The organism is Mesorhizobium sp. WSM4887 (genome assembly GCF_029625865.1).
Classification (GTDB): Bacteria; Pseudomonadota; Alphaproteobacteria; order Rhizobiales; family Rhizobiaceae; genus Mesorhizobium.
In genome coordinates this window covers 373-26,535 of record NZ_JARTVP010000022.1, presented here as the reverse complement: position 1 = coordinate 26,535, position 26,163 = coordinate 373, and the positions used below count along the sequence as shown (strand labels likewise).

The 26,163-nt window shown below is 63.1% G+C and carries 24 protein-coding genes, 1 tRNA gene and 1 pseudogene; 15 read left to right on the top strand and 11 right to left on the bottom strand.

All coding sequences use genetic code 11. The annotated features are described in order from the left end of the window. Positions 1-6 precede the first annotated feature (6 nt). Positions 7-1,593, bottom strand: coding sequence for an amidohydrolase (locus P9230_RS31420; protein ID WP_278121700.1), 1,587 nt, complete (start codon positions 1,591-1,593; stop codon positions 7-9). An 86-nt stretch (positions 1,594-1,679) separates the two neighbouring features. Between P9230_RS31420 and P9230_RS31415 the strand changes: the two genes are divergently transcribed. The 5 genes from P9230_RS31415 (at position 1,680) to P9230_RS31395 (ending at position 6,910) form a co-directional block, all read left to right on the top strand. Then, the gene (locus tag P9230_RS31415; protein WP_066999260.1) at positions 1,680-2,576 is read left to right on the top strand and encodes a LysR substrate-binding domain-containing protein; all 897 of its coding nucleotides are present in this window, start codon (positions 1,680-1,682) and stop codon (positions 2,574-2,576) included. A 390-nt stretch (positions 2,577-2,966) separates the two neighbouring features. Continuing rightward, on the top strand, positions 2,967-4,061 hold the full coding sequence (locus P9230_RS31410; RefSeq protein ID WP_066999257.1) for an ABC transporter ATP-binding protein: 1,095 nt from the start codon (positions 2,967-2,969) through the stop codon (positions 4,059-4,061). 68 nt (positions 4,062-4,129) lie between these two features. Continuing rightward, positions 4,130-5,242 carry an ABC transporter substrate-binding protein gene (locus tag P9230_RS31405; RefSeq protein ID WP_066999254.1) on the top strand — a complete coding sequence of 371 codons (1,113 nt, stop codon included), beginning with the start codon at positions 4,130-4,132 and terminating at the stop codon, positions 5,240-5,242. A 23-nt stretch (positions 5,243-5,265) separates the two neighbouring features. Next, the gene (locus P9230_RS31400; protein ID WP_067330676.1) at positions 5,266-6,099 is read left to right on the top strand and encodes an ABC transporter permease; all 834 of its coding nucleotides are present in this window, start codon (positions 5,266-5,268) and stop codon (positions 6,097-6,099) included. A gap of 4 nt (positions 6,100-6,103) precedes the next feature. Beyond that, on the top strand, positions 6,104-6,910 hold the full coding sequence (locus P9230_RS31395) for an ABC transporter permease (protein WP_278121682.1): 807 nt from the start codon (positions 6,104-6,106) through the stop codon (positions 6,908-6,910). Positions 6,911-7,160: 250 nt separating this feature from the next. Here the strand turns inward: P9230_RS31395 and P9230_RS31390 are convergent, their stop codons facing one another. After that, entirely contained in the window at positions 7,161-7,436 is a 276-nt protein-coding gene (locus P9230_RS31390; protein WP_278121680.1) for a hypothetical protein, read from the bottom strand. Further along, complete coding sequence (locus P9230_RS31385; protein ID WP_066999308.1) at positions 7,433-7,792, bottom strand: metalloregulator ArsR/SmtB family transcription factor; 360 nt, start codon at positions 7,790-7,792, stop codon at positions 7,433-7,435. Before P9230_RS31385 ends, P9230_RS31390 begins: the two co-directional genes overlap by 4 nt. Before the next feature lie 423 nt (positions 7,793-8,215). Between P9230_RS31385 and P9230_RS31380 the strand changes: the two genes are divergently transcribed. The 6 genes from P9230_RS31380 to P9230_RS31355 all read left to right on the top strand — a co-directional run bounded on the left by P9230_RS31380 (position 8,216) and on the right by P9230_RS31355 (position 12,640). Then, complete coding sequence (locus tag P9230_RS31380; RefSeq protein ID WP_245299680.1) at positions 8,216-8,434, top strand: hypothetical protein; 219 nt, start codon at positions 8,216-8,218, stop codon at positions 8,432-8,434. A 115-nt stretch (positions 8,435-8,549) separates the two neighbouring features. After that, on the top strand, positions 8,550-8,795 hold the full coding sequence (locus P9230_RS31375) for a DUF982 domain-containing protein (protein ID WP_059186167.1): 246 nt from the start codon (positions 8,550-8,552) through the stop codon (positions 8,793-8,795). A 360-nt stretch (positions 8,796-9,155) separates the two neighbouring features. Continuing rightward, a complete protein-coding gene (locus P9230_RS31370) occupies positions 9,156-9,398 on the top strand; it encodes a DUF982 domain-containing protein (protein ID WP_066999301.1) in 243 nt (80 codons plus the stop codon). 589 nt (positions 9,399-9,987) lie between these two features. Continuing rightward, positions 9,988-10,293: a glycosyltransferase family 25 protein gene (locus P9230_RS31365; RefSeq protein WP_278121678.1), complete on the top strand. Its 306-nt coding sequence runs from the start codon at positions 9,988-9,990 to the stop codon at positions 10,291-10,293. A 678-nt stretch (positions 10,294-10,971) separates the two neighbouring features. Next, positions 10,972-11,571 (top strand): CatB-related O-acetyltransferase, encoded by a 600-nt coding sequence (locus P9230_RS31360; protein WP_278121676.1) that lies wholly within the window; start codon positions 10,972-10,974, stop codon positions 11,569-11,571. Positions 11,572-11,677: 106 nt separating this feature from the next. Further along, positions 11,678-12,640 (top strand): hypothetical protein, encoded by a 963-nt coding sequence (locus tag P9230_RS31355; protein ID WP_127246647.1) that lies wholly within the window; start codon positions 11,678-11,680, stop codon positions 12,638-12,640. A gap of 264 nt (positions 12,641-12,904) precedes the next feature. Here the strand turns inward: P9230_RS31355 and P9230_RS31350 are convergent. Together P9230_RS31350 and P9230_RS31345 are read right to left on the bottom strand one after the other, a co-directional pair. Then, a tRNA-Arg gene (locus P9230_RS31350) sits at positions 12,905-12,981 on the bottom strand. A gap of 117 nt (positions 12,982-13,098) precedes the next feature. Further along, a complete protein-coding gene (locus P9230_RS31345) occupies positions 13,099-13,404 on the bottom strand; it encodes an ETC complex I subunit (RefSeq protein WP_066999298.1) in 306 nt (101 codons plus the stop codon). A 291-nt stretch (positions 13,405-13,695) separates the two neighbouring features. Here P9230_RS31345 and P9230_RS31340 point away from each other — a divergent pair, with 291 nt between their 5' ends. The 3 genes from P9230_RS31340 (at position 13,696) to P9230_RS31330 (ending at position 17,788) form a co-directional block, all read left to right on the top strand. Beyond that, complete coding sequence (locus tag P9230_RS31340) at positions 13,696-14,667, top strand: NAD(P)H-dependent oxidoreductase (RefSeq protein ID WP_278121673.1); 972 nt, start codon at positions 13,696-13,698, stop codon at positions 14,665-14,667. 131 nt (positions 14,668-14,798) lie between these two features. Continuing rightward, positions 14,799-15,968 carry an NAD(P)/FAD-dependent oxidoreductase gene (locus tag P9230_RS31335; RefSeq protein ID WP_278121699.1) on the top strand — a complete coding sequence of 390 codons (1,170 nt, stop codon included), beginning with the start codon at positions 14,799-14,801 and terminating at the stop codon, positions 15,966-15,968. A 545-nt stretch (positions 15,969-16,513) separates the two neighbouring features. Next, positions 16,514-17,788: a PAS domain S-box protein gene (locus P9230_RS31330; RefSeq protein WP_278121698.1), complete on the top strand. Its 1,275-nt coding sequence runs from the start codon at positions 16,514-16,516 to the stop codon at positions 17,786-17,788. A 68-nt stretch (positions 17,789-17,856) separates the two neighbouring features. Here P9230_RS31330 and P9230_RS31325 read toward each other — a convergent pair whose 3' ends face one another. Beyond that, complete coding sequence (locus P9230_RS31325; RefSeq protein WP_278121671.1) at positions 17,857-18,285, bottom strand: hypothetical protein; 429 nt, start codon at positions 18,283-18,285, stop codon at positions 17,857-17,859. A 17-nt stretch (positions 18,286-18,302) separates the two neighbouring features. Next, entirely contained in the window at positions 18,303-18,464 is a 162-nt protein-coding gene (locus P9230_RS31320) for a hypothetical protein (protein ID WP_278121670.1), read from the bottom strand. A 10-nt stretch (positions 18,465-18,474) separates the two neighbouring features. Between P9230_RS31320 and P9230_RS31315 the strand changes: the two genes are divergently transcribed. After that, positions 18,475-18,795 carry a hypothetical protein gene (locus P9230_RS31315; RefSeq protein ID WP_127246644.1) on the top strand — a complete coding sequence of 107 codons (321 nt, stop codon included), beginning with the start codon at positions 18,475-18,477 and terminating at the stop codon, positions 18,793-18,795. A gap of 44 nt (positions 18,796-18,839) precedes the next feature. On the opposite strand, the gene P9230_RS31310 is transcribed toward P9230_RS31315, so the two are convergent. From P9230_RS31310 to P9230_RS31295, 4 genes and pseudogenes are all read right to left on the bottom strand, one after another. Next, positions 18,840-20,567, bottom strand: coding sequence for an SEL1-like repeat protein (locus P9230_RS31310; RefSeq protein ID WP_278121668.1), 1,728 nt, complete (start codon positions 20,565-20,567; stop codon positions 18,840-18,842). A 43-nt stretch (positions 20,568-20,610) separates the two neighbouring features. After that, the gene (locus tag P9230_RS31305) at positions 20,611-22,017 is read right to left on the bottom strand and encodes an HlyD family type I secretion periplasmic adaptor subunit (RefSeq protein WP_067330634.1); all 1,407 of its coding nucleotides are present in this window, start codon (positions 22,015-22,017) and stop codon (positions 20,611-20,613) included. 78 nt (positions 22,018-22,095) lie between these two features. Beyond that, positions 22,096-24,402: a peptidase domain-containing ABC transporter gene (locus tag P9230_RS31300; protein ID WP_278121666.1), complete on the bottom strand. Its 2,307-nt coding sequence runs from the start codon at positions 24,400-24,402 to the stop codon at positions 22,096-22,098. Between the two features lie 237 nt (positions 24,403-24,639). After that, a pseudogene (locus P9230_RS31295) lies at positions 24,640-26,163 on the bottom strand (hypothetical protein); the annotation flags it as partial.

Below are 26,163 nucleotides of genomic sequence, written 5' to 3'. Positions count from 1 at the left end.
TTGAGATCATTGGCTGCTCGGTATCCACCAGTCGCGCCCGCGCCCGGTGGTGACATATTCCGGCCAGCGGAAGTTTATCGGCGGCTCGTAGTCGCAAAGCGGCGCGATCCAGTTCGAGCCGCCGGCGCCGCCGCCGGTTCGCTTGACGAATTCGTCCATGGCCGCATCGCGCGCCGCCTTGTCTTCCAGTAGGCGAAGCGCGGTGAGCGCGACGGTCTTGGAGGCGCAGGTCACCATCGGGTCGATGGTGGCCGCAATGCCGCCCAACGCATTCATCACCCAAGCGGGATAGGCGTGGCCGTTGGCCGAACGCAGCGCCGGGCGGGCGACGTAGAAGCGCGATGTCGGCGCGTGCCAGCTCATGTCGGTATAGTCGTCCGAGGTCGAGTTCACCTGCGAGGGCGGCAGGTCGCGCCGCAGGACCGCCTCGGCCTCCTGCGGCGTGATAAGGCGCTCCAGCTCGTCGATGAACGGATTCTCGGTCGCCTCGCCGCCAGCATTGACCTGGACCTCGCGGGCGATCGCCCTCGCCTCTTCGTTCCACTGTGGCGGACCGACGGTAGAGAGCGCTTCATAGGTGATGCGGGCCATGGCGTGGTTGGCCAGTCCCGGGCGCGACTTCGACACCCAGTGGCGTTCGTAGCGGCAGCCGCTCATCTTCGCCGCCGCTTCCGCGTTTCGGTCGAGCACGGCGGTCACCTGCTCGGCCATGGCGATGGTCGGCACGCGGATCATGTACTGGATCTCGGCAAGGCCCGCCGGCAGATTGTCGGCGGTCGCCTGGCCCGCGGTCAGGATCGCCTCGCTGATCGACCAGCCGCCCTGGTGCGTCAGCATGGAATCGCGCAGCGCCTTGGAAGCCATGTACATCATCATCAGCGCATCGTTGGCACCTGGCGCCCTGACCGCGGAATGCGCCTGCGGGATCGGGGCGCCGTCGCTTGCGCGGCCCCAGTTCTGAGGCTCGTCGCAAATGAAGCGGTAGATCATCGCATAGGCCGCACCGCAATGCGTGTCCCAGCGCGCGGTGTTGCAGAGCGGCAGCATATAGAAGGGATGAAAGGAAATCATGCCGGCAAGGCCGTCATAATAGCCCTTGGCGGCATGGATCGGCTTCGAGCCCCTCACCTTCTCTGCCGGCTCGCCAGTGAAGCGCAGCGTGCCTTGAATGCCATGCTGCTGCATCGCGGCCTTGACGGCGAGCAGCCCGCCGAGGCTGCCAATGCCGAGGCCCGAGTGCGGATCGGTATGGCCACCCGCCTCGACGCTGAGCCCCGCCCGCGGTTGCTTGACCGTCACGGCATCCTGGCAGTTGCCGGGCACCGCGTCGTATTCGGCATACATGCCGATCGTCGGTCCGTCGCCATTTGTCCAATGCGCGCAGAAGGCGGTCGGCATGCCGCCCGAGCCCTCTTCCACCGAAAAGCCCTCACGCTTCAGCCGGTCGACATACCAGGCTGCGGACTGGTACTCGCGCCAGGCGGTCTCGCCGAGGTCGAAGATGGTGCGCGTCCAGGCCGACAAGAGCGGCTGGATGCCGTCGATGCAGGCCAGTGCCGTTTCCTGCGCTGATGTCGTCACCGGTTTCTCCATGCCGCCGCAAAAGAAAGCAGTGAAGCGGCTCTTCAAAAAGTGATATGTTTTCCCGGCTCGTGCAAATTCGGTTCACCTGAGGCCTCTTGCGCATACCTTCCACGCAGGCGCTTCGCGCCCTCGACAGTTTTGCTCGTCACGGCAGCGTGTGGCGCGCGGCCGATGAACTCCACCTCACCCGCAGCGCCGTCTCGCATCAGCTGAGGCTGCTCGAACGCGACCTCGGCTTCGATCTCTTGCAGCGCATCGGCAAGGGCGTGGCGCTGACGCCGCGCGGCCAGCGCTACGCCGCCGATGTCAGGAAAGCGCTGACCGTGCTCGGCGACGCGGGGACGCAGAACAGCGGCGCCGGCGTCGGCGGCTCCTTCGGCATCTCCTGTCCGCCGGGCTTCGCCTCGATGTTCCTGTGCACCCATATCGGCGAGTTCCAGCAGATGTATCCGGACGTCGCGCTCTCGGTGCTGACGCCGCGGCGACTCGACGATGTCAGCAATCCGGAGGCCGACGCCTTCATCGCCTTCGGCGTCGGCAACTGGCCGAACCGCGCGGTGGAGCTGCTTTGCGAGGTCTCCTTCACCCCGCTCTGCAGCCCGACGTTGCTCAACAAGGTGGGCGGCTTTTCCAAGCCCGCCGACGTGCTGCGCGCCAACTTGCTGCATCTCAGCGATACCGAGGACTGGGCGCGCTGGCTGGCGCTGTCCAAGGTGGAAAATCCCGACACCGAAGGCGGCATCTTCTTTTCCGACATGAACCTCGTCTTCTCGGCGGCAATCGCCGGCCAGGGCATCGCCATGGGAGACGAGCTGACCGGCCGCCGGGCGCTGAGCGAGGGCAGGCTGGTCAAGCCGTTCGAAGCGACGGTGCCCTCGCCGCGCTCCTACTATCTGGTCTTCGAGCATGCCAAGGCGGGCCACCCGGTACTCAATGCCTTCAGCGACTGGCTGCGGGCGAAGCTTTTGGAAAGCAGGCTGGCGAAGTATTGAAGGCGGGGACGCCGGCACGCCTTGGGATGTCCCTCGGAGTGCCAACCGTCCGGTCGTCATCCCCGGGCTTGATCCGAGGATCCATTCCGTGGCGATCGCGAAAGGCACGCTTGATCAGAATTTTGCACCGTTGCAGCTCCCAGAGGTCACGGCATGGCAACCAGGGTCTGCGCGCGTCGCTTCGCTCCTTGCTCCGCCCTGAAATGACGACGGCATGAACGCTTTCGCCAATCGCGAAGGTTGGCGAGCCCGCCGAACGCCCAAGTTTGGGAGACGCTCCCGCCACCTGCCCATCCGTGAATCAAATTTGCCGAACAGACGAAAACTATTCGGTTGCGGTGAACGCGCGCCGTGCATACGATTTGAAACAAGCGTGAGGACGAAGGCAGGATGCAGCAACCCGGCCGGGCCGCAGAGATCAAGGCGAACGGGATAGGCAAGAGCTTCGGCTCGTTCCGGGCGCTGGACAATCTCACGCTCGATATCGGCCGCGGCGAGTTCCTGACGCTGCTTGGGCCATCCGGTTCCGGCAAAACCACCTTCCTGATGATCTTGGCCGGCTTCGTGCAGCCGAGCGAGGGCAGGCTTTTCAGCGACGGCACCGACATTACCGACCGGCCGGCCGAACAGCGCGCTGCCGGCATGGTGTTCCAGGGCTATGCTTTGTTCCCGCATATGAGCGTGGAACAGAACATCGCCTTTCCGCTCAAGGTGCGCAAGAAGTCCGCTTCAGAGATCAAAAGCCGTGTCGGCGAGATGGTCGAGCGCGTCGGTCTCAAAGGCCACGAGAAGAAATTGCCGGCGCAGCTTTCCGGCGGCCAGCAGCAGCGCGTGGCGCTCGCCCGCGCCCTGGTGTTCGAGCCGGGCGTGCTGCTTCTCGACGAGCCGTTCTCGGCGCTGGACAAGAGCCTGCGCGGCCAGATGCAGGCCGAGATGAAGCGGCTGCACCAGGAGACCGGCACCACCTTTGTCTTCGTCACTCACGACCAGAGCGAGGCGCTGGCGCTTTCCTCGCGCGTCGCCATTTTCAATCACGGCAAGCTCTTGCAGGTCGGCAGGCCGGACGAGGTCTACGACCGGCCGGCCAGCCGCTTCGTCGCCGAGTTCCTGGGCGAGATCAACATGCTGCCCGTGAAGGGCGTCAAGCCCGCCGATAATGGCGCCACCGGTGTCTGCGAGGACCGGGCGGTCAACATGCGCTGCAAAGCAGAAAAGGTCCGCGGCGACGCTATCCTGGCAATCCGGCCGGAACACATGTCGATCGCGCCGGAGGCAGCGGCCGGCGAAAACGGCATCGCCGCCACTGCTGTCGCTTCGACCTATCTGGGTGCGGCGACCAAGCTCGACCTGACCACGCGCCAGGGTGCGAAGGTCACCGTCTCGGTGCCGAACGAGGTGGCGGCGGCAGCGTTGAGCAAGGGCAATTCCGTCTGGCTGACCTGGCCGGCGGAAAAGGGCTTCCTCCTGCCGGACGGAGGACAATGAGCGCCGAAGCGGCGTGAATTCGCCGCGTCGGTTTCCGGATCAGATCAATTAAAACAAGGGGAACTGACATGAACGAGACCAAGAAACAGACCATCGACTCCCTCGCAGAGAGGGCAAAACGCGGCGAGATCTCGCGCCGGCAATTCGCGCAGCTTGCAGGCCTCGTGCTCGCCGGCACGCCGATGCTGCTGCGCTCGACCCATGCTCAAGCCGAGACCAAGGGGCTGGTGCTGGTGAATTGGGGCGGCGACGCCATCACCGCTTACGACGCCGCCTACGGCCAGGCCTTCACCAAGGATACCGGCATCCCCGTGAAGATGGACGGCTCGGGCCCGACCGAGGGCGCGATCGCCGCGCAGTTCAAGAGCGGCGCGCCGACCTGGGACCTGGTCGACGTCGATCCGTTCTCGGCCATTACGCTGGGCGGTCAGGGCATGCTCGAGCCGATCGACTACAAGATCGTCGACAAGAGCAAGATGCGGCCGGGCTTCGGCTGGGAATTTGCCGCGTCGACCTACTTCTTCTCCTACGTGATCGCCTACGACTCGCAGAAGTTCGGCTCCAATGCACCGACCGGCATGGCCGACTTTTTCGACGTGAAGAAATTCCCCGGCAAGCGCTCGCTCTACAAATGGGGTGTGTCGAGCTGGGAAGCCGCCCTGCTCGCCGACGGCGTGGCACCCGCCTCGCTCTATCCGCTCGACCTCAAGCGAGCGCATGACAAGATCGCCGCCTTCAAGGAAAACGTCGTCTCCTATTGGGGCGGCGGCGCCGAAAGCCAGAGCGTGCTGCTCAACGGCGAGGCTTCCATGGCGATCGTCTGGTCGACGCGCGCCTCGCTGATCGAGCAGGACTCGGGCGGCCAGATCAAGTTCATCTGGGACCAGGGCCTGATCTCGCCCGGCGCGCTCGCGGTTCTGAAGAACAACCCCGGCGGCAAGGAAGCTGCGATGAAGTTCATCGCCAGCACGCAGGATCCGCAGAAGGAACTGGTGATGTTCGAGAAGCTCGGCCAGGGCCCGGCCAACCCGGCGGCCGACGCGCTGATCCCGGCCGACAAGAAGCGCATCAACCCGGTCGATCCGGAAAACATGAAGAAGCAGATCCCGCTCGACATGGAGTGGTACGCCAAGAACTACGGCGCGGCGCTCGACGAATACACCAAGATCATCTCGGCTTGAGCGGGCGGAGATGCTGAACTGACATGAGGGGCACCCTCTCCGACAGGACGGGCGCGGCGCTGTTGATGGCGCCGCTGCTCCTGTTCCTGGTCCTTGCTTATGCCTGGCCTTTCCTCGGCGTGGTGAAGTGGAGCTTCACCTTGCCGACGCCGGGACTCGGCCAATATGGCGCGCTGGTCAGCGATCCGCTGGTGCAGTCGGTATTCGTCCGCACGTTGCGCATCGCGGCGATCGTCACCATCGTTTCCGTCACCGCCGCCTATGCGATCACGGTCGTCTGGGTGCGCGGCAGCCCGGTGCAGCGCGTGCTTGCGGAATTCTGCATCCTGGTGCCGTTCTGGATCTCGGTGCTGACGCGCGCCTTCGGCTGGGTGGCGCTGTTGTCCAACCGCGGGCTCATCAACACCTGGCTGCAATCGATCGGCTTCATCTCCGAGCCGCTGACGCTCGTGCGCAACGAGTTCGGCGTCATCGTCGGCATGTCGCATTTCCTCATCCCCTTCGCGGTGTTTCCGCTGGCTTCGGCCATGCGCAGCCTCGACGAGCGCGTGCTGCTCGCGGCGCGCGGGCTTGGCTCCAGCCGCATGCGCACCTTCTGGACGGTGTTCGTGCCGATGACGCGCTCGGGCATTATCGGCTCGGCGATGATCACTTTCGTCTTCTCGCTGGGCTTCTTCGTCACGCCGGCGATCCTCGGCGGCGGCCGCAGCGTGATGATCGCCGAACTCATCTATCTTCGCATCTTCCAGAGCCCGGACTGGGGGCTGGGCGCGGCAATAAGCGTCGTGCTGGTGGTGTTCGTCGGCGCGCTGATGGCGCTCTTGTTCCGCTACGTCAAACCGAAGCAATTGGTGTAGCAAGATGCCCACCTACCGCCCCGGTCCCGTCTCGCTCATCCTCGCCGTCCTGGTGGCGCTGTTTCTGCTTATGCCATTGCTCGCCGTCATCCCGGTGTCGCTGACGCCGAGCCGCATGTTGACCATGCCGACCGGCGAACTGTCGCTGCGCCACTACCGTTCGCTGATCGAGGATCCGCGCTGGCTGGAGTCCATCCTGCTCTCGATCCGCATCGGTGTGGTCAGCAGCGCGATTTCCACGGCGCTCGCGCTCACCTTCAGTCTCGGCGTGTGGATGTTCCAGCCGCGCTTCACCGCCGCCCTGGTCGGCTTCGTGCTTTTGCCGATGGTGGTGCCGCCGGTGGTTTCGGCGGTGACGCTGTATTTCCTGCTCACCTCGGTCTCCGGCATCTCATCCTTCTTCGGTTACGACACCTGGCTGGGTGTCGCGATGGCGCACGCGGTGATGACGGTGCCCTTCGCCACCGTTCTGATCCTGGTCTCGCTCAGCCAGCTCGATCGGCGCATCGACCTCGCGGCACGAGGCCTGGGCGCCAGCGTGTGGGAGCGCGCGACGCGCGTCATCATGCCCAACATCAAGTTCGGCATCGTCACCGCGGCGCTCCTCTCCTTCGTGCTCTCCTGGGAAGAGATCGGCGTGACGCTGTTCATCACCTCGGTGAACGCCATCACGCTGCCGCGCCTGATGTGGATGGGCCTGCGCGACAACATCGATCCGGCGATCGCAGCCCTTTCGGTGATCCTGATCATTATCACCGTGCTGGTGCTCGCCGTGCGCAGCGTGATTACGCGCCGGCGAGCCGCACCATAAAACCGCGACTTTGCACCAAAACGAAAGAGGCCCGCCGGGAGCGACGAGCCTCTGACGGTGCCAAAGTGGAAGTCTGGCCCGTGGTGATCCGGGGGTGTGGATCGCGTAAAAGTCTAGCCACCCGAAGTCCGGCGCGCGATTTACAAATCCGTAAACCTCGGCGTGCCGGGAGCGGGCGGCGGCGGCAGAAAAGCCTATAATATCATCGGCTTGTGAGCATCCGCGACCGCGCCGGGGCAACATCCTTCAATCAAAAGTGATGGGAAGAGCGCGAGAAGTCGAGCCCGATCGGCGACGACGGCCAGCCCGTGACGACATGACGAAATCCGGCCGCTACCGGTTTCCCCGGCAGCAGCATTCTGGCCAGGATCGCGTCCCGGCGAATGAAGTGATGATAAAGTGCGCCAGGGCAGGTATGCCGGCCGGCGCATTGCCATCCTGTTTGCATCGCGCCTTCAGAGGGCGCGCCGCGCAGGCGAAGCAGGCGAAGGCTGCTCGCCCCTCGCCTGCGGTCGGAGCCGTTCAAGCGGCCTGCGGCGGCCGCATTCTTTCGACAAGAGCCTGCCGGGCCGGGCCGGCGAGCGGCCTGTCCATGGTCAGCAGCCCGTCGAGCAGAACGAGGAGCTCACGCGCCGCGGACGACTTGCAGGAATAATAGACCATCTGGCGGTCGCGGCGGGTGTCGACCAGGCCAAACCTGCGCAGTTTGGCCAGATGCTGGGAGAGTGCGGACTGGCTGAGTTCGACCTTGTCGGCGAGCGCGCCGACAGACAATTCGCCCTCGGCCAGGTAGTTCATGATGAGCAAACGCTTCTCGTTGCCCATTACCGCAAGAAAGGCTGCCGCGCTTTCTGCGTTGGCGGTAAGTTTCTTGGTCACCATCGGTTTCCCCATGTTCATGCTCTTCCGAGGCCACGGGGGCAATGGCTTCGGAATTCCAGAGCATTTGATGGGCCTGCTCCGACACGCAGTCGGAACCTGCCCTGCTTCTTTGTTCGACCAATACCCTCCGTAACCCGGTTGCCACCACGTCGGGATCTTGGTCTCGGACAGCCTGCGCCGCGTTGTTGCGCGACGCAAGTTGGCGCAGACTCGGAATAATTCCGCGCCGCTAATGAGTATCAGCGCTTCGTCCTTTCAGCAAGATAGCGAAGCTGGCCCAGTCTCCGGCATGCCTTCGAGCAGACAACGAGACGAAAACCTGGCCGGCCGGGCGCCGCGAAAGACGCACGTTGTCGCCGTTTCCCTGAGGACTCACCCCGTTTCCGAACCCGTGCTAATGTTTAGCCGGGGAGCAAGGGGGACATGAGCTGGAGGAAGAAGCCCGTGTCCAACATGTCGCGAAACACATTCACGCCCGCCGAGACGGCGCTGTTGGGGCGTGTCTTCGAGAGCGGCCGCATCGATGGAGAAACCGAAGAGCAGAAGGAGGCGCGCGCCTCCCGCATCATCGCCAATTACATGGCCGGCATCACCGATGAGACGGAACTCATCGAACTGTCCCGCAAGCCGCTCGGAAGATAGGCGGCAGCCACGCCCGTTACCGGCGCGCTGCTCACATCCTGTTGAAATATCGGGATGAAACTTGCCGCGCGGTGGCGCGTTTATCATCCGCTCACAACGCATTAGGGGTTTCGCGATGATCCAGGGATGGTTTTCCAGGCCGGTCGAAGTCGCCGTCGGCGTGGCAGGCTCGATCCGACACATTTCCAACGCCCAGCAGGCTGTGGAACTGCTGACGGGCCAATGGCGCGACGCCGGCAGCGCGCAGCATGGCGCGGCGCTGCGCGCCTGCCGCCGGGCAATGAGCGGCGACGTTCCGGCCGACAACGCCAGGGAAGCCTTCATCAGCGCCGCGCGCGAAGCGCATGTGTTGGTCGAATAGCTCCAAGGCGGCATCCTGTCTTCTGTAGAAGAGCGACACGACGCGCGAATTGACCGGACGCTTCCGCGCCGGCCGAAACCGCTGCCTGACGCGTTCATCCGCCTGTCGGCTCCGATCTCGCCGCGGACGACAGCGCGGCCAGTGACGTTGTCACATGTTTTTTGCGCGGCGCGCCGGCGCAATGAATCCGCTGCGTGAGCAACTCCGGCCGGCCCATCGCTGATCTCTAAAATTTTCCGGAACATTATCGGCAGTGTTTGGTTAATGCGCGGGTCCGCCGATCATCCGGGGCCCGCATCCCAACAGGCGCCTGCCGGCGCCGTTGCTTATCAAAAGACCAACATACGAACGGAGCATGTGATGAACGACGTCTGGTTTTCCGAGCCGGTCGTGATCGATTTCGAACCAAGCGGACATCGCAAGGTCTCAAGCTGCTTCGAGGCAGTCGAATGCCTCGACCTGCGCTGGCCAAGGCGGGCGCGCGACCGCGCCTGGCGGTCGGCAAGCCGCGTCTGCCGCGACGCGCTCGACGGCTTGAGAAGTCCTACCGAAGCCCGCAAAACCCTGCGCAAGGCAGCGAAGGCCGCCGGCCTGCTGGCCTGAAGCGTGTCGCGATCCCGTGCGGAAAAATCCGCCACCCGGATCGTCTCGAATTACCGCTAAGGACTTGCTCCCGGCGGCCCGTAAGCCAGAAACTTCGGAACATTGCAGCCGCCGACCTGTTACTTCTCCGTAGTCTCCTGACTACACAGGTTCCAGACCCAAGCCGAGCCCGTTCCGGCTTCCCATCGCCGGGGCGGGCTTGATTTTGTGCGGTATCGGTTGCGGCATCCCAGCGAGTGAGAGCAGCGACCGACGCATACTTTCAGCACGCCCTTGCGGACATCCTGACGGGGCTACATGAAAACGCCGGCCGCTGGACTTTCGGGGCGCCTGTTGTTCAGGCTCTCTCATTCCAGCGACTGGGGGTTGCATTCAGCGAACACCGGGATCTGGTCAACGGCAGGTTACTTTCCACAGGAGGTAAAAGGCCCCGCCTGTGCCAAGGCGGTGCACAATGTAAGATCGTCGACAAAAAATGTTCTGGCCAATCCAGCCGATATGATCTAACGCAATTGTATGTTTCCAAAACCATGTCTTTAGCCGCATATGCCATGTAAAAGTCGGGTACGAAGACCGCGAGCGGCATATCGTGAAAGAGTTTTCCCAGCGCGGCGTGCCAGTCGACTGGTTTGTCGACCACGATGTTCCAGACCTTTCAGAAGCCGACAGGCAATCTCGGCTGAAGCGAGCTGAAATATCTTTGGCGCGAAAGCACATCGGCATCTGGGACGATTTCCTGAGGACGGAGAAGCAATTCTGCCTCGTTTTTGAGGATGACGTTTTCCTTTCTCCCAATTTCGTGACGCGGTTGAATGACTGCATTCGCGAACTTACTGCGGAGCGGCAGGCGGTCGTGTACTGTGAAACGGCGGTAATTACTACACATCCTGGTTGATGCTGAGGAGGAGGCAATCACTCTATCCCGCCAAGCACAGTCGATGCACCCATTCGTATGTTTTGACGCGATCGGCAGCGGAGGCGAGATTGAGTTGGTTCCGCGAGCACGAGTTCACAAAGCCGATCGACCTAGCAGTCAACAACTGCGATCGAGAAACAAATACGGAGATCGTTTGGTTCGAGCGGCCGATCGTCGAACAAGGGAGTCAGAACGGCCGGTTCAAAACCTCGATTTCGCCAAACCGAGGGCGACCGCTCTGGTACAAACGTCTAGAGTGGCGCTGGAAGAAATACCGCCGGCAGTTTTCCGGACACAGCGTTGACGGCTAGAGCTGGTCAGCTTGAAAAGAAGGCTGAACAGCTCTCGGCATTTTCCATTTCGCGCTTAAGGAACCGTTTGGCACTTGCCCCCAGCGGCGCTCGACAGGCTCGACGCTTGGATTAGCCGAACCGGCTGAGAACTTCCGGAAACTGAACCGCCATCGCGCCCTCGGCCGCTTGCGCAGCAAAAATTGGCCGACGTAGCGGCACGGCGGCGAATCCGTTCACGTAGACTGCCGGACCGCGCGTTCATCGCCCAGGCCGGGTCGCGGTGAACGGGAGGTTACTCTCCGTCCAGGGGGAGACGTAATTTTATGCCTTGGGCTTGGGCGATATAACCGTGTATAGGGCAGTCATGTCCAGGCTGACGAATTGGCTGCGAGAGAAGAGCTTTCTGGGGCCGCGATACAAGCTTCCGTCAGGCGTCAGCGTCGGGCGACATACATATGGACTGGCTAAGCACACGGTATTGCTGCCATCCAAAGACGCACCGCTTACAGTTGGTTCATTTTGCTCGATTGCCGGAAATGTGACGATTATGTGCGACGGGCAGCACTCGACCAACTCCGCCACGTCTTATCCGATCAATATCAACCTCCTGAAGAGGCCAGAGCCCGTTCAAAATGGTGGCAGAAAGCGCGGCGTCATCATCGGCCACGATGTGTGGATCTGCCACGGTGCGGTTATCATCTCAGGAGTGAGCATTGGCCACGGCGCGGTCATTGGGACGAATGCTGTAGTCACAAAGGACGTCCCGCCTTATGCGGTCGTTGGCGGCGTTCCAGCCGGAATCATTCGGTATCGCTTCCCCAAAGAAATAGTGGAGAAACTACTGACAATTTGCTGGTGGGATTGGGATGATGACAAGATCAAATCCGAGGCGGACGCGTTGACTGGGTCAATAGATACTTTCATTTCCCGCCACTTTGTTCCGGCGCAGTCGCCGATAGATTAAGTATCTTTGGCGAGAATTTTCCGCCTAGCGCGAACGCGGAGCCTAGGCAATCTGAACTCTGATTGGGCGGCGGGACGATCTCCCCAGACAGCGCGGTTTAAGGGCCTTGAAAGGATGCCAGCTGCTGAGCTATGTCGCCGCAATGGGATTCAAATTTCTTGTCGACGCTATAAACAAAGGCCGCTTCACAATAGCAGTGAAAGCCGCTCGGAACCGGATTTTTTATAAGATTTTTCAATATCGAGGGCGCGTCGCCGGTAGGTCCTTTGCCAAGGAACTTCAGGATATCGGCACAACACGGGTTTGCTTCACTATCGCTTTCAACACGCCATGGGTCATTGATGCCCTGACGAAAGCCTGGGAGACGTATCGGCCAGGCATGGACTTGGTCGTTATCGATAATTCGACCAAGGACGATGCGAGAGCACAGATCGCGCGCATTTGCGCAATCCGAAAAGTACCCTATTTCGGATTGCCAAATCGTCGCGAAAAGCATTGGTCAAGGTCGCACGGAACTGCGATTACGTGGACATTCCACAATGTAGTCAGCCACCTACGGCCAGAACTGTTTGGCTTCATTGATCACGACTGCTTCCCGGTGTTTGCCTTCAGTATCCCTGACAGCCTGGCCGGCAAGGCCGTCTACGGCTTGAAGGTTCGTCCCACGGAGAATTTCATTTACAAATCAAGGAAGGACGACCACCAATGGAACCTTTGGGCTGGTTTCTGCTTCTATCGCTTCGCCGCGGTCGATGGGCTAAAATTGAATTTTGAGCCGCGCATGGATATCGGATTGGACACAGGCGGTGCGAATTGGTCGATTCTTTATTCGAAGCTCGGCGAAGCCAGTATAGAGGTAGCGAGACGAGAGCAAGAACCAATTGAACTTTCCGGAACACTCGGGCTTCATGAACTTTTGGACGGCGCGTTCCTCCATATCGGTGGTTCTGCATATGCGGACAAGGATACGAAGTATTACCGGTCCTTTGACCATCGCAAAAATCTTCGAAATTATATTTGGGATACCTACCTAGGCGGCTCCTCGGGCCAAATTGCCGATGATTTTTGACGACCGATCTGGTCAGGTGCTCGCGGCCAACTTCAGGAATCAGGTGTTCAGCTCTTCGGCGGCGGCGATTGCCTCGGTCACGATCGCTTCCACGTCGTCATCGGTGGCTCGGTGGTTAACGAGGCAGACGCGCAGCGCGTACTGGCCGCCGATCGCCGCGTTCGAGAGATGCCGACGAAGAAAGGGTTTTCGTGGACCTCGACTTCATCAATTCTTTGAGAGATGAGCTTCCAGGCCGATAGACCAATCGGAACCTTGTGCGAATGGCGATCCCGGCAGGATTCGAACCTGCGACCATCGGCTTAGAAGGCCGGTGCTCTATCCAGCTGAGCTACGGGACCGCTGGCCGGCCGGAGCCGGCTGATGCGAGTACGCGGATCGATCTAAAAGGATGATCCGCTCCGATTTTTGTTACGCAATTCCGGACGGAAAACCGCTGTGCACTTTTCCTGGAATTGTCAATGGGTCCAAGGCGTCCTGCGGTCATAGCGGAAATTGTCCGAATAGGAAATCTGCCGGCGCTTCGGCTCCTTCGGCTCCTCGACACGATAGGCAATGCCCTGCTTCTCGGCATAGGCGACCGCCTCTTCTCTGGTATCGAAGGTGAGCCGCACCTGGCTCAGCATATCGCCGGACGAGGTGTAACCCATCAGCGGATCGATCTTCTTGCGCTGGGCTGGATCGAATTCCAGCACCCAGTGGCCGGTCTTGGCCTTGCCGGACTGCATCGCGGTTTTGGCTGGGCTGAAAATGCGCGCGGACATGGCCACCTCTTTGCCGCCCGAAGACCGGGCAATCATTAAGCCGCGCGCCCGACAGGCCGGACTGGACCTCAGACCGCGCACCAGCCCGTCAATACTGTGCAACGGCGCCGGCGGCAAGGCCATACGCAGCCACGGCTTGGCCAGCGGAGGTCGGAACCTCGCGCCAGCCCGGACATTAACCGAAAAGAGAGGCGAACAGCACAGCCGCTCCGGCCAAAGGTCCAAGGTTGCGGGGCCTTCGTTATGTCCGCCTCGCGTCGCCATGCCCTCAACAAGCCTGGACAGTCCGCCATGACCATGACAACCGAACATCCCGTCCTGCAGCTGGCCGTGCTTGTCGGCAGTCTGCGGGCCCAATCCTACAGCCGCAAGATCGCCAAGGCGCTGGCGGCCCGCGCACCGGATTCGCTGCGCTGCCGCTTCATCGAGATCGGCGAGCTGCCTTTGTATAATCAGGATCTCGAGGGCGAGACGCCGCCTGCCGCCTGGTCGGCGTTCCGCGCCGCCATCGGGGAATGCGACGCGGTGCTGTTCGTCACGCCGGAATACAACCGTTCGATCCCGGGCTGCCTGAAGAACGCCCTCGACGTCGGCTCACGCCCCTCTGGCAAGAGCGTCTTCAAAGGCCTGCCCGCCGGCGTCGTCAGCGTGAGCCCAGGCAAGATCGGCGCCTTCGGTTCCAACCAGGCGCTCAGGCAGAGCTTTGTCTTCCTTGACATGCCGGTGATGCAGCAGCCGGAGGCCTATATCGGAAATGTCGCCGAGTTGCTCGACGACAGCGGCGCGATTAAGAACAGCGACACGGCCGCCCTCCTGAAAGGTTTCATCGAGGCGCTGGAGACGTGGATCAGAACCGTGCGGCCGGGCGGCTCGTCCTTCGACGCCTTCATGAAGCAGCGTGAGAAGATCGCCGAGGATTATGTCAACGGCAACGCTGCATCGCTGAAGGCAATCGTGACGCATAGCGAGCCGGCCACCTTCTTTTCGCCGCGCGGCGACCATCTCGAAGGCGCCGATGCCGTTGCCGGCCGATACGAGCGCGACGCCGCCAGCTTCCACGAAGGCGGCAGCACCGACATCGAGGTGCTGCAGGCCTCCGCGAGCGGCGATCTCGCCTTCTGGACCGGGCTGCAGCATGCGAAGGCGCGCATGGGCAAGAACGGACAGCCGGCCGAGATGACCTTGCGGGTGACGGAAGTGTTCCGGCTGGAGGACGGCGCCTTCAAGCTTGTGCATCGCCACGCCGACCCCGCCAACGGATAATCTCCCTATCCGCGACACAATGCCGGGCTCTTTGCAACCACGGCCTATTCCCATTGCCTCGTCAGCGGCATATGTCGGATACATGGCCGTGGCACGTGAGAGCCATGACGACGATAAAGACAAGAATGGGCATGGAAGCGGAAATCTCGTCGGATTGGACCGGCGAGCCGGCGATCCTGGAAGGCGCGATCGTGATCGGCGCCGGCGCGGCCGGATTGGCGGCGGCCTACGCCCTGATCGAGGCCGGGATCGCCACCGAGATCCTCGAGCGCGAGGGGCGGCTGGCCGAGCCCTGGCACCACCGCCATGAGAACCTGCATCTCAACACGCATCGCGACCTCTCGACGCTGCCCGGTGTTTCATTTCCGAAAGGCACGCCCGCCTTTCCGCACCGCAGCGCGGTGATCCGCCTGTTCAACGACTTTGCCCAGACGCACCGGCTGCCGATCGCCTTCGGCGTCGTCGTCGAGCAAATCGAGTTCCGCGGCGATCACTGGCTGCTGAAGACCAGCACGGGACCGCGGGCGGCGCGCCACGTGGTGATCGCCACCGGGCGCGACCGACAACCCTTTATCCCGGCCTGGAAAGGCATGCAGGATTTCTCGGGCAAGATCGTCCATTCGGCGCATTTCGGCCGGGCGAGCGACTATGCCGGGAAAAAAGTGCTGGTGGTCGGCGCCGGCAATTCCGGCTTCGACGCGCTCAACCATCTTTCCGGGGTCGAGACCGGGCAGATGTGGCTCTCGGCGCGCAACGGGCCGTCGCTGCTGCCCAAGCGCATCGGCAAGATCGCCGTGCATCGTTTCTCGCCCGTCATGGCGAGACTGCCTGCCTGGCTCGCCGATGCGGTGATGGCGGCGACGCAGCGGCTGGTCTTCGGCGATCTCGGGAAGTACGGCCTGCCCCCCGCCCCATCCGGAGGCGCCAGCCGCCTCGGCTCGGACTATACGGCGATCGCCGCCGATGACGGTGCGGTCGACGCGATCAAGGCCGGCCGCATCATCGTCGTGCCGCAGGTCAAGGAATTCAGGCACGACGGCGTCGTTCTCGAAAGCGGCCAGTCGATCGCGCCTGACATCGTCATTGCCGCCACCGGCTACCGCACCGGGCTGGAGGCGATGGTGGGCAGGCTCGGCGTGCTCGATGCCAAGGGAGTGCCGCTGTTCAACGGCCCGGCGAACGACCCGAAACTGCCCGGCCTCTGGTTCACCGGCATGCGGCCGAGCATTCGCGGCTGCTTCGCCAATGCGCGCATCCAGGGCGCGGCGATCGCCGGCAGGATTGCCAAGCAAAGGCGCTGAGGCGCTAGTCTGCGCGCGAGGCTTCCGTTTTGGGCCGGCCCCGGAAGCTTTAAATGCCGCGAGCGTCGGAGTGCAGCGCAGCCTGGTAGCGCACCTGATTTGGGACCGCCGGGGCTTGGGCGAATTGCCATTTGGCTCAAGCCGCTAGACGGGCGCCGCTCGCGGCTCGTCGGCGACACCAGCCGCCGCGCCGCAAGGCGACAAGTCCTATTGCGAACCCGCGCAAAGCGCATATTGTCGAGCGTGGTCGGGGATCGTACCCGGCGGTCGAAGAGGCAATCGACGCGGTGCTGCGTTAGGCGATGGGTCAAGGACTCGATGCAGCAAGGGGCTATGAGTGTTACGGCCACAGGGCGCGGCCAGCGTGAGCAAGCCGACGGCGATATTGCCCGCGAGCAAACCGTCCTCTTTCGCCTCACCGACCGACTTTACCGCGCCCATGGCCTCGTCGAGATCTACGATGCGGCCCTGGATGCCATATGCGACGCCCTCGGTTCGTCGCGCGCCTCGATCCTGAAATTTGACGCTTCGTCGCGTGGCGCTCACTGTCTGAAGAATACCGCAAGGCTGTCAACGGCCACACGCCGTGGACAAGCGATCAGCGCGACGCCAAGCCCATTTTTGTCGAGGATATTCGGTTCAGCGGTGAATCTCAGCAACTCATCGAAACAGTCCTCGGCGAAGGTATCGAAGCGCTCGCCTTTATCCCGCTTGCCAGCTCCCGCGAGCTCATCGGCAAGTTCATGGTCTACTACCCAGCACCCCATAGCTTCACCGATCGTGAACGCGAACTTGCGTTGACCATTGCCCGCCAGCTCGGGTTTGCGATCGAACGGGACCAGGCGGAAACCACTGCGGCGCGGCTGAGCGCGCTTGTCGAATCTTCGGATGACGCGATCATCGCGACGGATCCCGACGGCATCGTCACGGACTGGAACCGTGGCGCCGAGCGGCTCTACGGTTACCCCCGCGCGGAAATTGTCGGTCGTTCGCTCATGTTGCTGATACCGCCCGATCGCAGGAACGAGGACAGGGAGATCCTGGCGCGCATTCGAGATGGAGAGCATGTCGAGCATTTCGAGACCGTTCGCCTGCGCAAGGACGGCAGTATCGTTCCCATCTCTTTGACCGTTTCCCCCATCGCGGACGCGTCGGGCGCAATTGTCGGTGCCTCCAAGATCGCCCGCGGCATCTCCGAGCGGCTGCGCGCGCAAGAGCAGCGGGAGATACTGCTCCGCGAGATGGACCACCGTGTGAAGAACCTCTTCGCCATCGCAAGCTCGATCGTCAAGCTGAGCGCTTCGGCCGCCGAAACGCCGGCGGCGCTCGCCTCGATCGTGTCTGACCGCCTCGGCGCCTTGGCGCGGGCGCATGCGCTGACGATGCTCACGTCTGGTGGCCGCTCTGCTCAGGTCTCCACGAGCCTGCATACATTGGTCAACGCGATCCTCGCGCCATACCGCCATGCGGCCGATGAGCATCCCCGCTTCGCGATCACCGGCATCGATATTCCCGTGCCCGCGGCAATGATCACGCCACTTTCCCTCCTGCTGCACGAATTCGCCACCAACGCCGCCAAACATGGCAGCCTCTCGGCGGCCGCCGGCTCAATAGAGATCGCTTGCGCCAATCGGGACGGCAAGGTGCTTATTCAATGGCGAGAGGTTGGAGGACCACCTCCCGTCGCAACCGAAGAAGAAGGTTTCGGGAGCCGCCTGGTCCGCGTCGCCGCGAGCCAGTTGGGCCGAGTCGAGCGAAACTGGGACCCGGCCGGCGTCACTATCGAGATCACGCTTGACGGTGAAAGATTTTCTGCCTGACGACCAGAAGGCCGAGCTGAGGTGGGGATCTCCTCGGCCGGGTCGACCAATCGAGCATGACAGTCGGGCTAGCTCATGTCCCTAGCGGCGTCTTCGATCAGCTTGACAACCAAATTGCGAAACCTCTCGCCGGACCTGTTCCCTATATTTCCAACATCCTCAGCCACCATACCGGGTGACGAAACCGAAACCTCCCCACTGACGTGAACGTTGACGGTGAATACCCTTCCGGCGGTGTTCTTCACTTCCGGCTTTCGGTAGATTCGAAACCGAACAGAGGGCGTCAGCGCTTTGTCACGGCCCCGCGGAGCGGTGTCTATGTCGATGGTCATCTCGCCCGACACTTCTGCCTTGGCCGCTACCAACGACGCAACAACGACATCGTCCAGCCAGGCCCTGGCTTGGGTGCCGAAATCCGGCACCGTGGCATTCGCATCCTCCTCTTCATGGCGAGGAGCTTTCTTGCCGCGCTCAAGGGCTTCTTTGAACTTAGCCACCTAACGCCTCCGTTTTGTCAGCCTATGAAGCGGTGCTCACAAGGGTCACCGCTCTGCCAATCAATAAAACGCGTGCCATCCCAGTGCGTTGCAATGAACAGCCCTTCGGCGCGCGGTTGATCGGTCGACGGGCCGACGCGCGAAGGTTTGCTGGCAACGGCGAACTTCTGGAATTCCATGAATCCCAAAATGAAGGACTTCGGCATGAAAGTCACTGCAGCAGGCATCGACCGCATCAAGATCGGCAACGCCGACGCGAGTGGCCAGGGCGCGCATTTCGTCGTTTGGCTTTATCTTCAGGTCGACGAAGGCGGCACACAAACCGGTCAGGAACTGGTGGTGTCAGTCCCGTACGACGCGCAGATGACCTTTGATGAAATCGCTACCCAGGCTTTCGAGAAGGCGCACGCCCTGCTTGTCGCCTGCTGCGAGATAGATAAGTCCATGTGGTGGAAACAGTTCAACCACAGCCTTGCGCCGCTGCCTGAGTGGACGCCCGGCGCGCAGTAGTCGGGCGCGACCGATGCCGGTGCTAAGCCTTGGCAGTGAATGCCTCAGCCGGCCAATTCGGAAAGTTCGTCGGCCGCTTCCTCAAGACCTTGCGCCGCCGCTCGCTCGAGCCAAAGGCGGCCGACTGCCGGGTAGCGCTCTCCGGCTAGGCCCTTCGAGAAATATCGGCCGAGCATCAGTTGGGCCTGCCCGTGCCCACGCTCGGCGGCGGCCGCAAACCATTTCTGCGCCGCCACGTGATCGACCGGCAGTCCCTCGCCGGAGCTCTGCAGCGCGCCGAGAGCAAACATTGCGCCGGCATGTCCGTCGGCAGCAGCCCGTCGGAACAGCTGTATTGCGGCTTCGGGAGAGCGTTTGCCTCCGCTGCCATTGAGCAGCATCTCAGCAAGTGCCACTTGCGCATCGAGCATGCCGCCTTCGGCCGCTTGGGCAAACCAGGCACGAGCCTGTTGCGCGTCGGCAGCCACGCCGCGCCCGTCCCTGAGAATGCGCGCATACATGTACTGAGCCTCAGCCACGCCTTCAGCCGCGCGCCTCAGCCATTGCGCGGCGCGAGTTTCATCCTGGTCCACGCCGACGCCTTTGGCGAAACACAGCCCGAGATTGAAGGCGGCGATAAGGTCGCCCGATAATGCGGCCGCCTCGAACCACCCCGCTACGCTCGTGATATCGTCCGGCTCGCCGGCTCCCTGCAGAACAAGATTGGCCAGATCGACTTGCGCTGCCCGGTTCCCGCTGCTTGCGGCGGTGCGCAGCCAATGCGCCCCCTCTTGCTCGTCCCTGGCGACACCGTTTCCCGTCAGGTAGAGAGAGGCCAGCGCGCGAGCGGCGGCCTGGTGCCCCCCCTCGGCCGCACGACGATACCAAATTGCCGCCTCTGAAAAGTCCGGCGGCCGGCTCTTCACGTTACGATCGCCGAGAAGATTCGCCGCCTCGACGTTGCCCGCCAATGCCGCACGCCGTATCCAGGCCTCTCCGGTCACAGGATCCTGATCGCCGAGGCTCCCGTCGATAAGCGCCAGACCCAATCGGAATTGGGCCGCAGGAAGCCCTTTCTCCGCAGCTGACTGGTATAATCGCGCCGCACCCGCAATGTCGCCTGCGACGCCGCGGCCGTGTTCGGTCAGGATCGCGAGAAGATAGATTGCCGTCGGCAAGCCAGCGTCCGCCGCCCGCCGGACCTCATCGGCAATCCTGGACCGGTCTGCCGACAGACCCCGCCGTGCCAGCGCCAGGGCAAAACCAAGGCTTCCTTCGGCGCAGCCGGCCGCGGCCGACCGCTCGTACCACCTGTAGGCAGCATCCGCATCGCGCATTGGTTCGGGACCGCTGGTCAGGATGTAGCCGAGGAGTGCCTGGCCGGTGGCGGAGCCCGCCTCGGCCGCCTTCGTGGCAAGGTCGAGCGCTGACGCAAAGTCTGGCTCGCTCGTGGTGTCCTCGAAGAACAGGCGTTCCGACTCGGAGCCCTTGTCAGCCTCGGCTGTCGCCATCCCGGTCACGTAGAGTGCGGCGAGAAGCGCCTGCGCATCAGCGCTCCCGTGATCCGCTGCTCGCCGCAGCCAGCGCGTCCCCTCTGCCCGGCTGGGCGGCACGCCGGAACCTTCGAGATAGCAACGCGCGACCCGATACTCGGCCTGGCCTATGCCCGCACGCGCAGCCGTGGCGAAGAGCGGAAAGGCCTCGGTGGGCTTGCCATTTTCAACAAGCTGGATCGCCCTGCGCAATGCTACGGATGGGCTAGCTAAACCAGTCAGGCGATCCAGGATTGTCATCGATGTCAGCCTCTGGCTGCTCCGGTTCCTCTTGAGCTGCAGACTACGGCTCGCGCATCGCTTCCTGACCGATCGGGAGCATCACCCCAAGCATGTATTTGAGCACCGTGCGCCGGCCGACCTGAACGTCGGCGGTCACCGGCATGCCGGGGGTGAGGGCAAACCCGGCGGGTACGTCATGCAGCGCGACCTGATCGATGGAAATGCGCGTCCGATAGAACGGTTCTGTGTTCGAGGGCAGCATTGCCAGCGAACTGTCTGGATCGCGGGCTTGCTCCTGAGCGGAGAAGGAATCCGGACTGAGCGTGCGCACGGTGCCGTGAGCGAGGCCGTATTGCGAATAGGGGAAGGTATCGAACTTGATGACGACAGGATCGCCGACATGGACGAAGCCACTGCTTCGGCCGACGACATTTGTCTCGATCTCGAGCGGCGCCTTGGCGGGCACCAGCGTGATCAGGCGCTCGCCCGACTGCAGGACCGAGCCGACCGACACCTTTGCCACAGACTGGACAATGGCATCTCCTTCGCTTTTCAGCTCGACCAGTTGCTTGCGCAGCTTTGCCTTGTTGAAGAGCTCGCGAGCGTCGGACATGCGAGAGCTCGCCTCCGACAAACCTTGCGAGACTTCCGCGCGCCAGCCTTGAATGTAGCCGGCGCGGTCGGCGGCTACCGCAGCCTGCTGGCGCCTGGCAGCTTCCGCCGTCTGCACGGCGTTGCCGAGCGCGCGCGACATTTCGGCCGAATTGTCCTCGGCCAGCAGGGTATTGAGGCGGCTCCCGACTTGCCTTTCTTCCAGCTGCTTGCGCATCTGTTCTATCGATGCCGCGACGGAGAGCCGCTGCCGGTAGCCAGCGGCATCAGATTGCGCGCGCGAGATCACGGAAGTGAGTTCATCGCTTTGCCGATCGAAATTCTCCAGCTTAGCCTCGTAGACCGCCTTGCGGCGCTCGAAGATCGAGGCCTGCAGGGTCCAGCTGGGGTCGAGGCCGTCATAGTTGAACTCCTTGCCGTCGGCCTCCGCCTTCAACCGTGCCACTTCGGCCTCAAGCGTAGAGACCTGCATGGCCAAGGCCTGCAGGTCTGCCGAGGCGAAGGTCGAATCGAGGCGCGCAAGCAATTGGCCGGCCTGCACATGCTGTCCTTCGCGCACTTCGATCGAGCGGACAATCGCCGTCTCCAGCGGCTGCACGATGATGTTGGGCGATTGTGAAACCACGAGCCCCCTCGTCGTCACGACCTGGTCGACCGGTATCAGTCCGGCCACGGTGATCAAGACGATCACGAGGCTCGAAATCATCCATACGATGCCGCGCGCCGACCGAGGAATCGGCGCATTGGAGACGGCAGTCGACGGCCATTGGAACTCGAGTATGGCCGGCGTCGTCGGATCGTTCGCTTTCGCTCGGCGCCAGCGAGCCTGGCGGACGGTGAGCGAGGTGCTACTCATGGCTTACCAGTCCTCGTGTCGAAGTCATGCTTGGCGAGACGACCATTTCAATCTCGATCCCGCTGCGGCACGACATCGTCAAACCAATCGCGGCGGTACGGCCGCCGGCCGACCGCCGCGATTGTCCAAATGTCGGTTCTGCTGCGACCACAGCTGGCGATAGAGCCCGCATCGTTCGAGCAGGACGGTGTGCGAAGCGACGTCGAGAACCTTGCCCTGCTCCATGACCAGGATCTGGTCGCAGTCGGTGAGCGAGGACAGCCGATGCGAGACGATGATCATGGTGCGCCCGCTGGCGATACGCATGAGATTGGCACTGACGACCGCTTCGCTTTCCGGGTCGAGAGCACTGGTGGCCTCGTCGAGAATGAGGATGGTCGGATCGTGGATGAGGGCGCGCGCGATCGCCAGCCGTTGCTTTTGACCGCCCGACAGGTTGGGCGAACCTTCCTCGATGTAGGTATCGTATCCGTTCGGCATGCGTTCGATAAATTCTTCCGCGCCGGCGAGATGCGCGGCACGCATGGCATCGGACAGCGTCAAGCCTGCGCGGCCGGCGATGATGTTGTCACGGATCGACCCGCGGAACAGGAAATTGTCCTGGAGGACCACGCCGAGCCCCTGGCGAAGATGACGCAGGTTGATTTCCTTGAGGTCGACGCCGTCCAGCTTCAGGAACCCGCTGTAATCCCGGTTGATCCCCTGCAGCAGCCGCGCGATGGTCGATTTTCCCGACCCGCTCCGCCCGACAATGCCGAACATGGTCCCAGCCGGAATGTGGAAGCTGACCCGGTCGAGGGCGGGCGTCTTGGTACCGATGTAGCTGAACGTCAGATCGCTGAACGTAACTTCGCCGAGGAGCCTTGGCCGCAGACCGAGGGAGTTCGAACTCGTCTCCAACGGCCGGTTAAGGACGGATGCCGCCTCGCCGATCGCCGCTCCCACCTCCTCGTAGTCTTCGATCAGCCGCACCAATCCGACCAGCGGTTGCGCGACGCGTTGGGAGATCATCATGAAGGCGAACAGACCGCCGACCATATAGCCGGAACTGTCGTTCATCGCGAGATAGGCGCCGATCAGCATGGTGCCGAGCACCATTACGCGTTCAATGGGCGTAACCAGGGTCTGCGGCCAGCTGGCGAACTGCCCGAAGGAGAGGCGCGCGCTTCCCGCCTCCGCCACCTGCTCGTCCCAAAGCGCCTTGCGTTGCGGCTCGAGACCAAGCGCCTTCACGGTCTTAATGCCGACAACGGTTTCGCCCAGCGCCGCCGACTTCCAGGTCTCGGCCTCGATCACCCGCTGGTACCTTCGGCGCAGCGGCTTCAGGAAGGCAAGGATGATCAGCATGATCACCGCTGCGCACGCAACGACGATCCAGGCAAGCGTCACGTTGATATAGAACATCACCGGCAGCAGCACGCACAGGGTGATCAGGTCCAGGAACGTGCTGAGCAGTTTGCCTGTCAGAAACTCGCGGATTCGATAGACCTGCGCGAGGTGGTACATTGTCTCGCCGGCGGGGTGGCGCTCGAAATAGTCGAGCGGCAGACGCAAGAGGCGGCTGAAAACGTGCAGCTGCAGCTTGGTGTCGAGGCGGGCTCCGACGACGTTGATGATCAGTCGCCGCGCGTGGCCCAGGAGCGTCTCGTATGCGAAGACGACAGCGACTATGGCCGACAAGAGTAACAGCGTCGAGACACTGTTGAACTGCAATACCTTGTTGACCACCGTCATGACGATGAGCGGCGGCAAAATCGTCAGAACGCTGAGTGTGAAGGAGGCGATGGCCACGTCGCGAAGCGGCCGGCTTTCGTGCCGCACCAGTTCGGCGATCCAGCGAAGGGTGAAAGGCGCATCCGCGGCAACATAGGATCGCGCGTTTCGCAGCAGCACCGCCTCGCCCGTCCACACCTGCGACAGGCGCAACTCGTCGACAGCGGTGGATGGACCATCGTCGGGCGCTTCCGGACTTTTGAGGAAGACCACGTTGCGCTCGGCACTCGCCCCGGTGAGGAGACCGGCGCCGCCATCGCTGAACAAGAGAACGACTGGTCCGGTATCTTGAAAGCGCAACAGGTGTGACCAGCGAACACGCACTGCGCGGGACCACATGCCGCCGTTCTGCGCCCATTCCGACAGGTCGGTAGCGCTTGGAAACGGGCCTGCGCTCGCTGCCCTGAATTCGTTCGGATCGAGCTCGATACCGTGATAGCGCGCGACCCGGAGCATCGCCTTGAGGCGCGGCCCGACCTGGTCGAACTCGGCGGGGCCACCGGGACTCCGCCCCATTTCGCTGGTGCCGCCGGGCATGCCGGTCGGGTCGGCCGCGGTCCCGGCGCGCAGCTCCACAGGCTGGATTTCAGCACTCCCAGGAACGTTCACCATGGACTCGCCTTCGGGTAGGCAGGCGGTGGTTCGACATTGCCCGCGGCGGACCAGTCCCGCCGGAATCTCTGGTGGCGCTGATGATACTCCACGGCGGTCGGTCGCGCGAGCCCCTTAACCACTCGGAAAGGCCGAACGCGCGGGCCCTGCCCTTCGGCAAAGCCCGCGCGCCCGCTTCTCAGCTTTGGACCGGCTTCTATCGTCGTCTGTCCGGTCGCCATTCCTCTTCACTCATGCTCAGTCATGCGGCTTCAGAATGTCCTTCAGCGCCTTCTTCACCGTGTCGTCGCTGTTGGCGAAGCCGGCACCCTGCTTGTTCTGATCCGAGGTCAGGTCGGTGCTTGCACCCAACGGCTTGTTCTGGTTCTGACCAAATCCCCTGATCGTGTTGAGAACATTCAGGAGGTCGGTCGTCACCGAACCGGCGGCCTGGCTGACAAGCTGACGGAACGACGCATGGCTGACGGCATCACTGTCGGTCGAGCCGGATTGCAGGAACTGCGTCGTGTCCTTGAGCCCGAGCGAGTTGGCCGTGACCGCGGCGGTGCGATGGCCAGGCGAGCCATCGGCATCAGTGCCATCGTTGGAATGTCCCTTCCCAGGATTGCTGCTGTCGTTGTGGTCAGGATCATTGCCATGGCCGTTGTTGCCTTTGTCGCGATCACCGGTCTCGCCGCCGGGGCCGGTCGCTCCGGTCGGGCCCGTTGCGCCGCCCGGCCCGGTGGCACCCGTCGAGCCGGTTGCGCCGGCTGCACCCGTTGCGCCGGTCGCTCCGGTCGCTCCGGTCGAGCCTGTGGCACCCGTTGCGCCGGTAGCACCCGTTGCTCCGGTTGCACCTGTCGCTCCGGTCGAGCCGGTGGCGCCGGTCGCACCCGTTGCTCCAGTCGCCCCAGTCGAGCCAGTTGCTCCGGTAGCTCCAGTCGAGCCGGTAGCTCCGGTCGCACCGGTCGAGCCCGTGGCACCCGTAGCGCCGGTCGCTCCAGTCGCACCGGTGGCTCCGGTGGCTCCAGTCGCACCGGTGGCTCCGGTCGCACCGGTTGCTCCGGTCGAGCCCGTTGCTCCAGTCGCACCGGTGGCTCCGGTCGCACCTGTCGAGCCGGTTGCACCCGTAGCGCCGGTCGCTCCGGTCGAGCCGGTTGCACCCGTTGCTCCAGTTGAGCCGGTAGCGCCAGTGGCACCCGTGGCGCCGGTCGCACCTGTAGCTCCGGTAGCGCCGGTCGCGCCGGTAGCACCCGTTGCTCCGGTCGAGCCGGTGGCTCCGGTCGCACCCGTCGAGCCCGTGGCACCTGTGGCTCCGGTCGCACCGGTAGCGCCGGTCGCTCCGGTCGCGCCAGTTGCTCCAGTTGAGCCGGTAGCGCCAGTGGCACCCGTAGCGCCGGTCGCTCCAGTCGCGCCCGTTGCTCCAGTCGCACCGGTGGCTCCGGTCGCACCCGTCGAGCCGGTAGCTCCGGTAGCTCCAGTCGCACCCGTTGCTCCAGTGGCACCGGTAGTTCCAGTCGCACCTGTTGCTCCGGTTGCTCCGGTCGAGCCCGTGGCACCCGTAGCGCCGGTCGCACCTGTCGCACCCGTTGCTCCAGTCGCGCCAGTTGCTCCAGTCGCACCCGTGGCTCCGGTCGCACCGGTTGCTCCGGTCGAGCCCGTTGCTCCAGTCGCGCCGGTCGCACCGGTTGCGCCGGTCGAGCCCGTGGCACCCGTAGCGCCGGTCGCTCCAGTCGCGCCCGTTGCTCCAGTCGCACCGGTGGCTCCGGTCGCACCCGTCGA

Excerpts from the sequence above, each read along its gene's own strand:
- P9230_RS31385 (WP_066999308.1), bottom strand. The coding sequence starts at position 7,792 with ATGGTGACCAAGAAACTTACCGCCAACGCAGAAAGCGCGGCAGCCTTT.
- P9230_RS31410 (WP_066999257.1), top strand. The coding sequence starts at position 2,967 with ATGCAGCAACCCGGCCGGGCCGCAGAGATCAAGGCGAACGGGATAGGC.
- P9230_RS31315 (WP_127246644.1), top strand. The coding sequence starts at position 18,475 with ATGAAGGACTTCGGCATGAAAGTCACTGCAGCAGGCATCGACCGCATC.
- P9230_RS31405 (WP_066999254.1), top strand. The coding sequence starts at position 4,130 with ATGAACGAGACCAAGAAACAGACCATCGACTCCCTCGCAGAGAGGGCA.
- P9230_RS31360 (WP_278121676.1), top strand. The coding sequence starts at position 10,972 with ATGTCCAGGCTGACGAATTGGCTGCGAGAGAAGAGCTTTCTGGGGCCG.
- P9230_RS31375 (WP_059186167.1), top strand. The coding sequence starts at position 8,550 with ATGATCCAGGGATGGTTTTCCAGGCCGGTCGAAGTCGCCGTCGGCGTG.
- P9230_RS31335 (WP_278121699.1), top strand. The coding sequence starts at position 14,799 with ATGGAAGCGGAAATCTCGTCGGATTGGACCGGCGAGCCGGCGATCCTG.
- P9230_RS31395 (WP_278121682.1), top strand. The coding sequence starts at position 6,104 with ATGCCCACCTACCGCCCCGGTCCCGTCTCGCTCATCCTCGCCGTCCTG.
- P9230_RS31300 (WP_278121666.1), bottom strand. The coding sequence starts at position 24,402 with ATGGTGAACGTTCCTGGGAGTGCTGAAATCCAGCCTGTGGAGCTGCGC.
- P9230_RS31320 (WP_278121670.1), bottom strand. The coding sequence starts at position 18,464 with ATGGAATTCCAGAAGTTCGCCGTTGCCAGCAAACCTTCGCGCGTCGGC.
- P9230_RS31380 (WP_245299680.1), top strand. The coding sequence starts at position 8,216 with ATGAGCTGGAGGAAGAAGCCCGTGTCCAACATGTCGCGAAACACATTC.
- P9230_RS31305 (WP_067330634.1), bottom strand. The coding sequence starts at position 22,017 with ATGAGTAGCACCTCGCTCACCGTCCGCCAGGCTCGCTGGCGCCGAGCG.
- P9230_RS31345 (WP_066999298.1), bottom strand. The coding sequence starts at position 13,404 with ATGTCCGCGCGCATTTTCAGCCCAGCCAAAACCGCGATGCAGTCCGGC.
- P9230_RS31420 (WP_278121700.1), bottom strand. The coding sequence starts at position 1,593 with ATGGAGAAACCGGTGACGACATCAGCGCAGGAAACGGCACTGGCCTGC.
- P9230_RS31340 (WP_278121673.1), top strand. The coding sequence starts at position 13,696 with ATGACCATGACAACCGAACATCCCGTCCTGCAGCTGGCCGTGCTTGTC.
- P9230_RS31310 (WP_278121668.1), bottom strand. The coding sequence starts at position 20,567 with ATGACAATCCTGGATCGCCTGACTGGTTTAGCTAGCCCATCCGTAGCA.
- P9230_RS31370 (WP_066999301.1), top strand. The coding sequence starts at position 9,156 with ATGAACGACGTCTGGTTTTCCGAGCCGGTCGTGATCGATTTCGAACCA.
- P9230_RS31400 (WP_067330676.1), top strand. The coding sequence starts at position 5,266 with ATGAGGGGCACCCTCTCCGACAGGACGGGCGCGGCGCTGTTGATGGCG.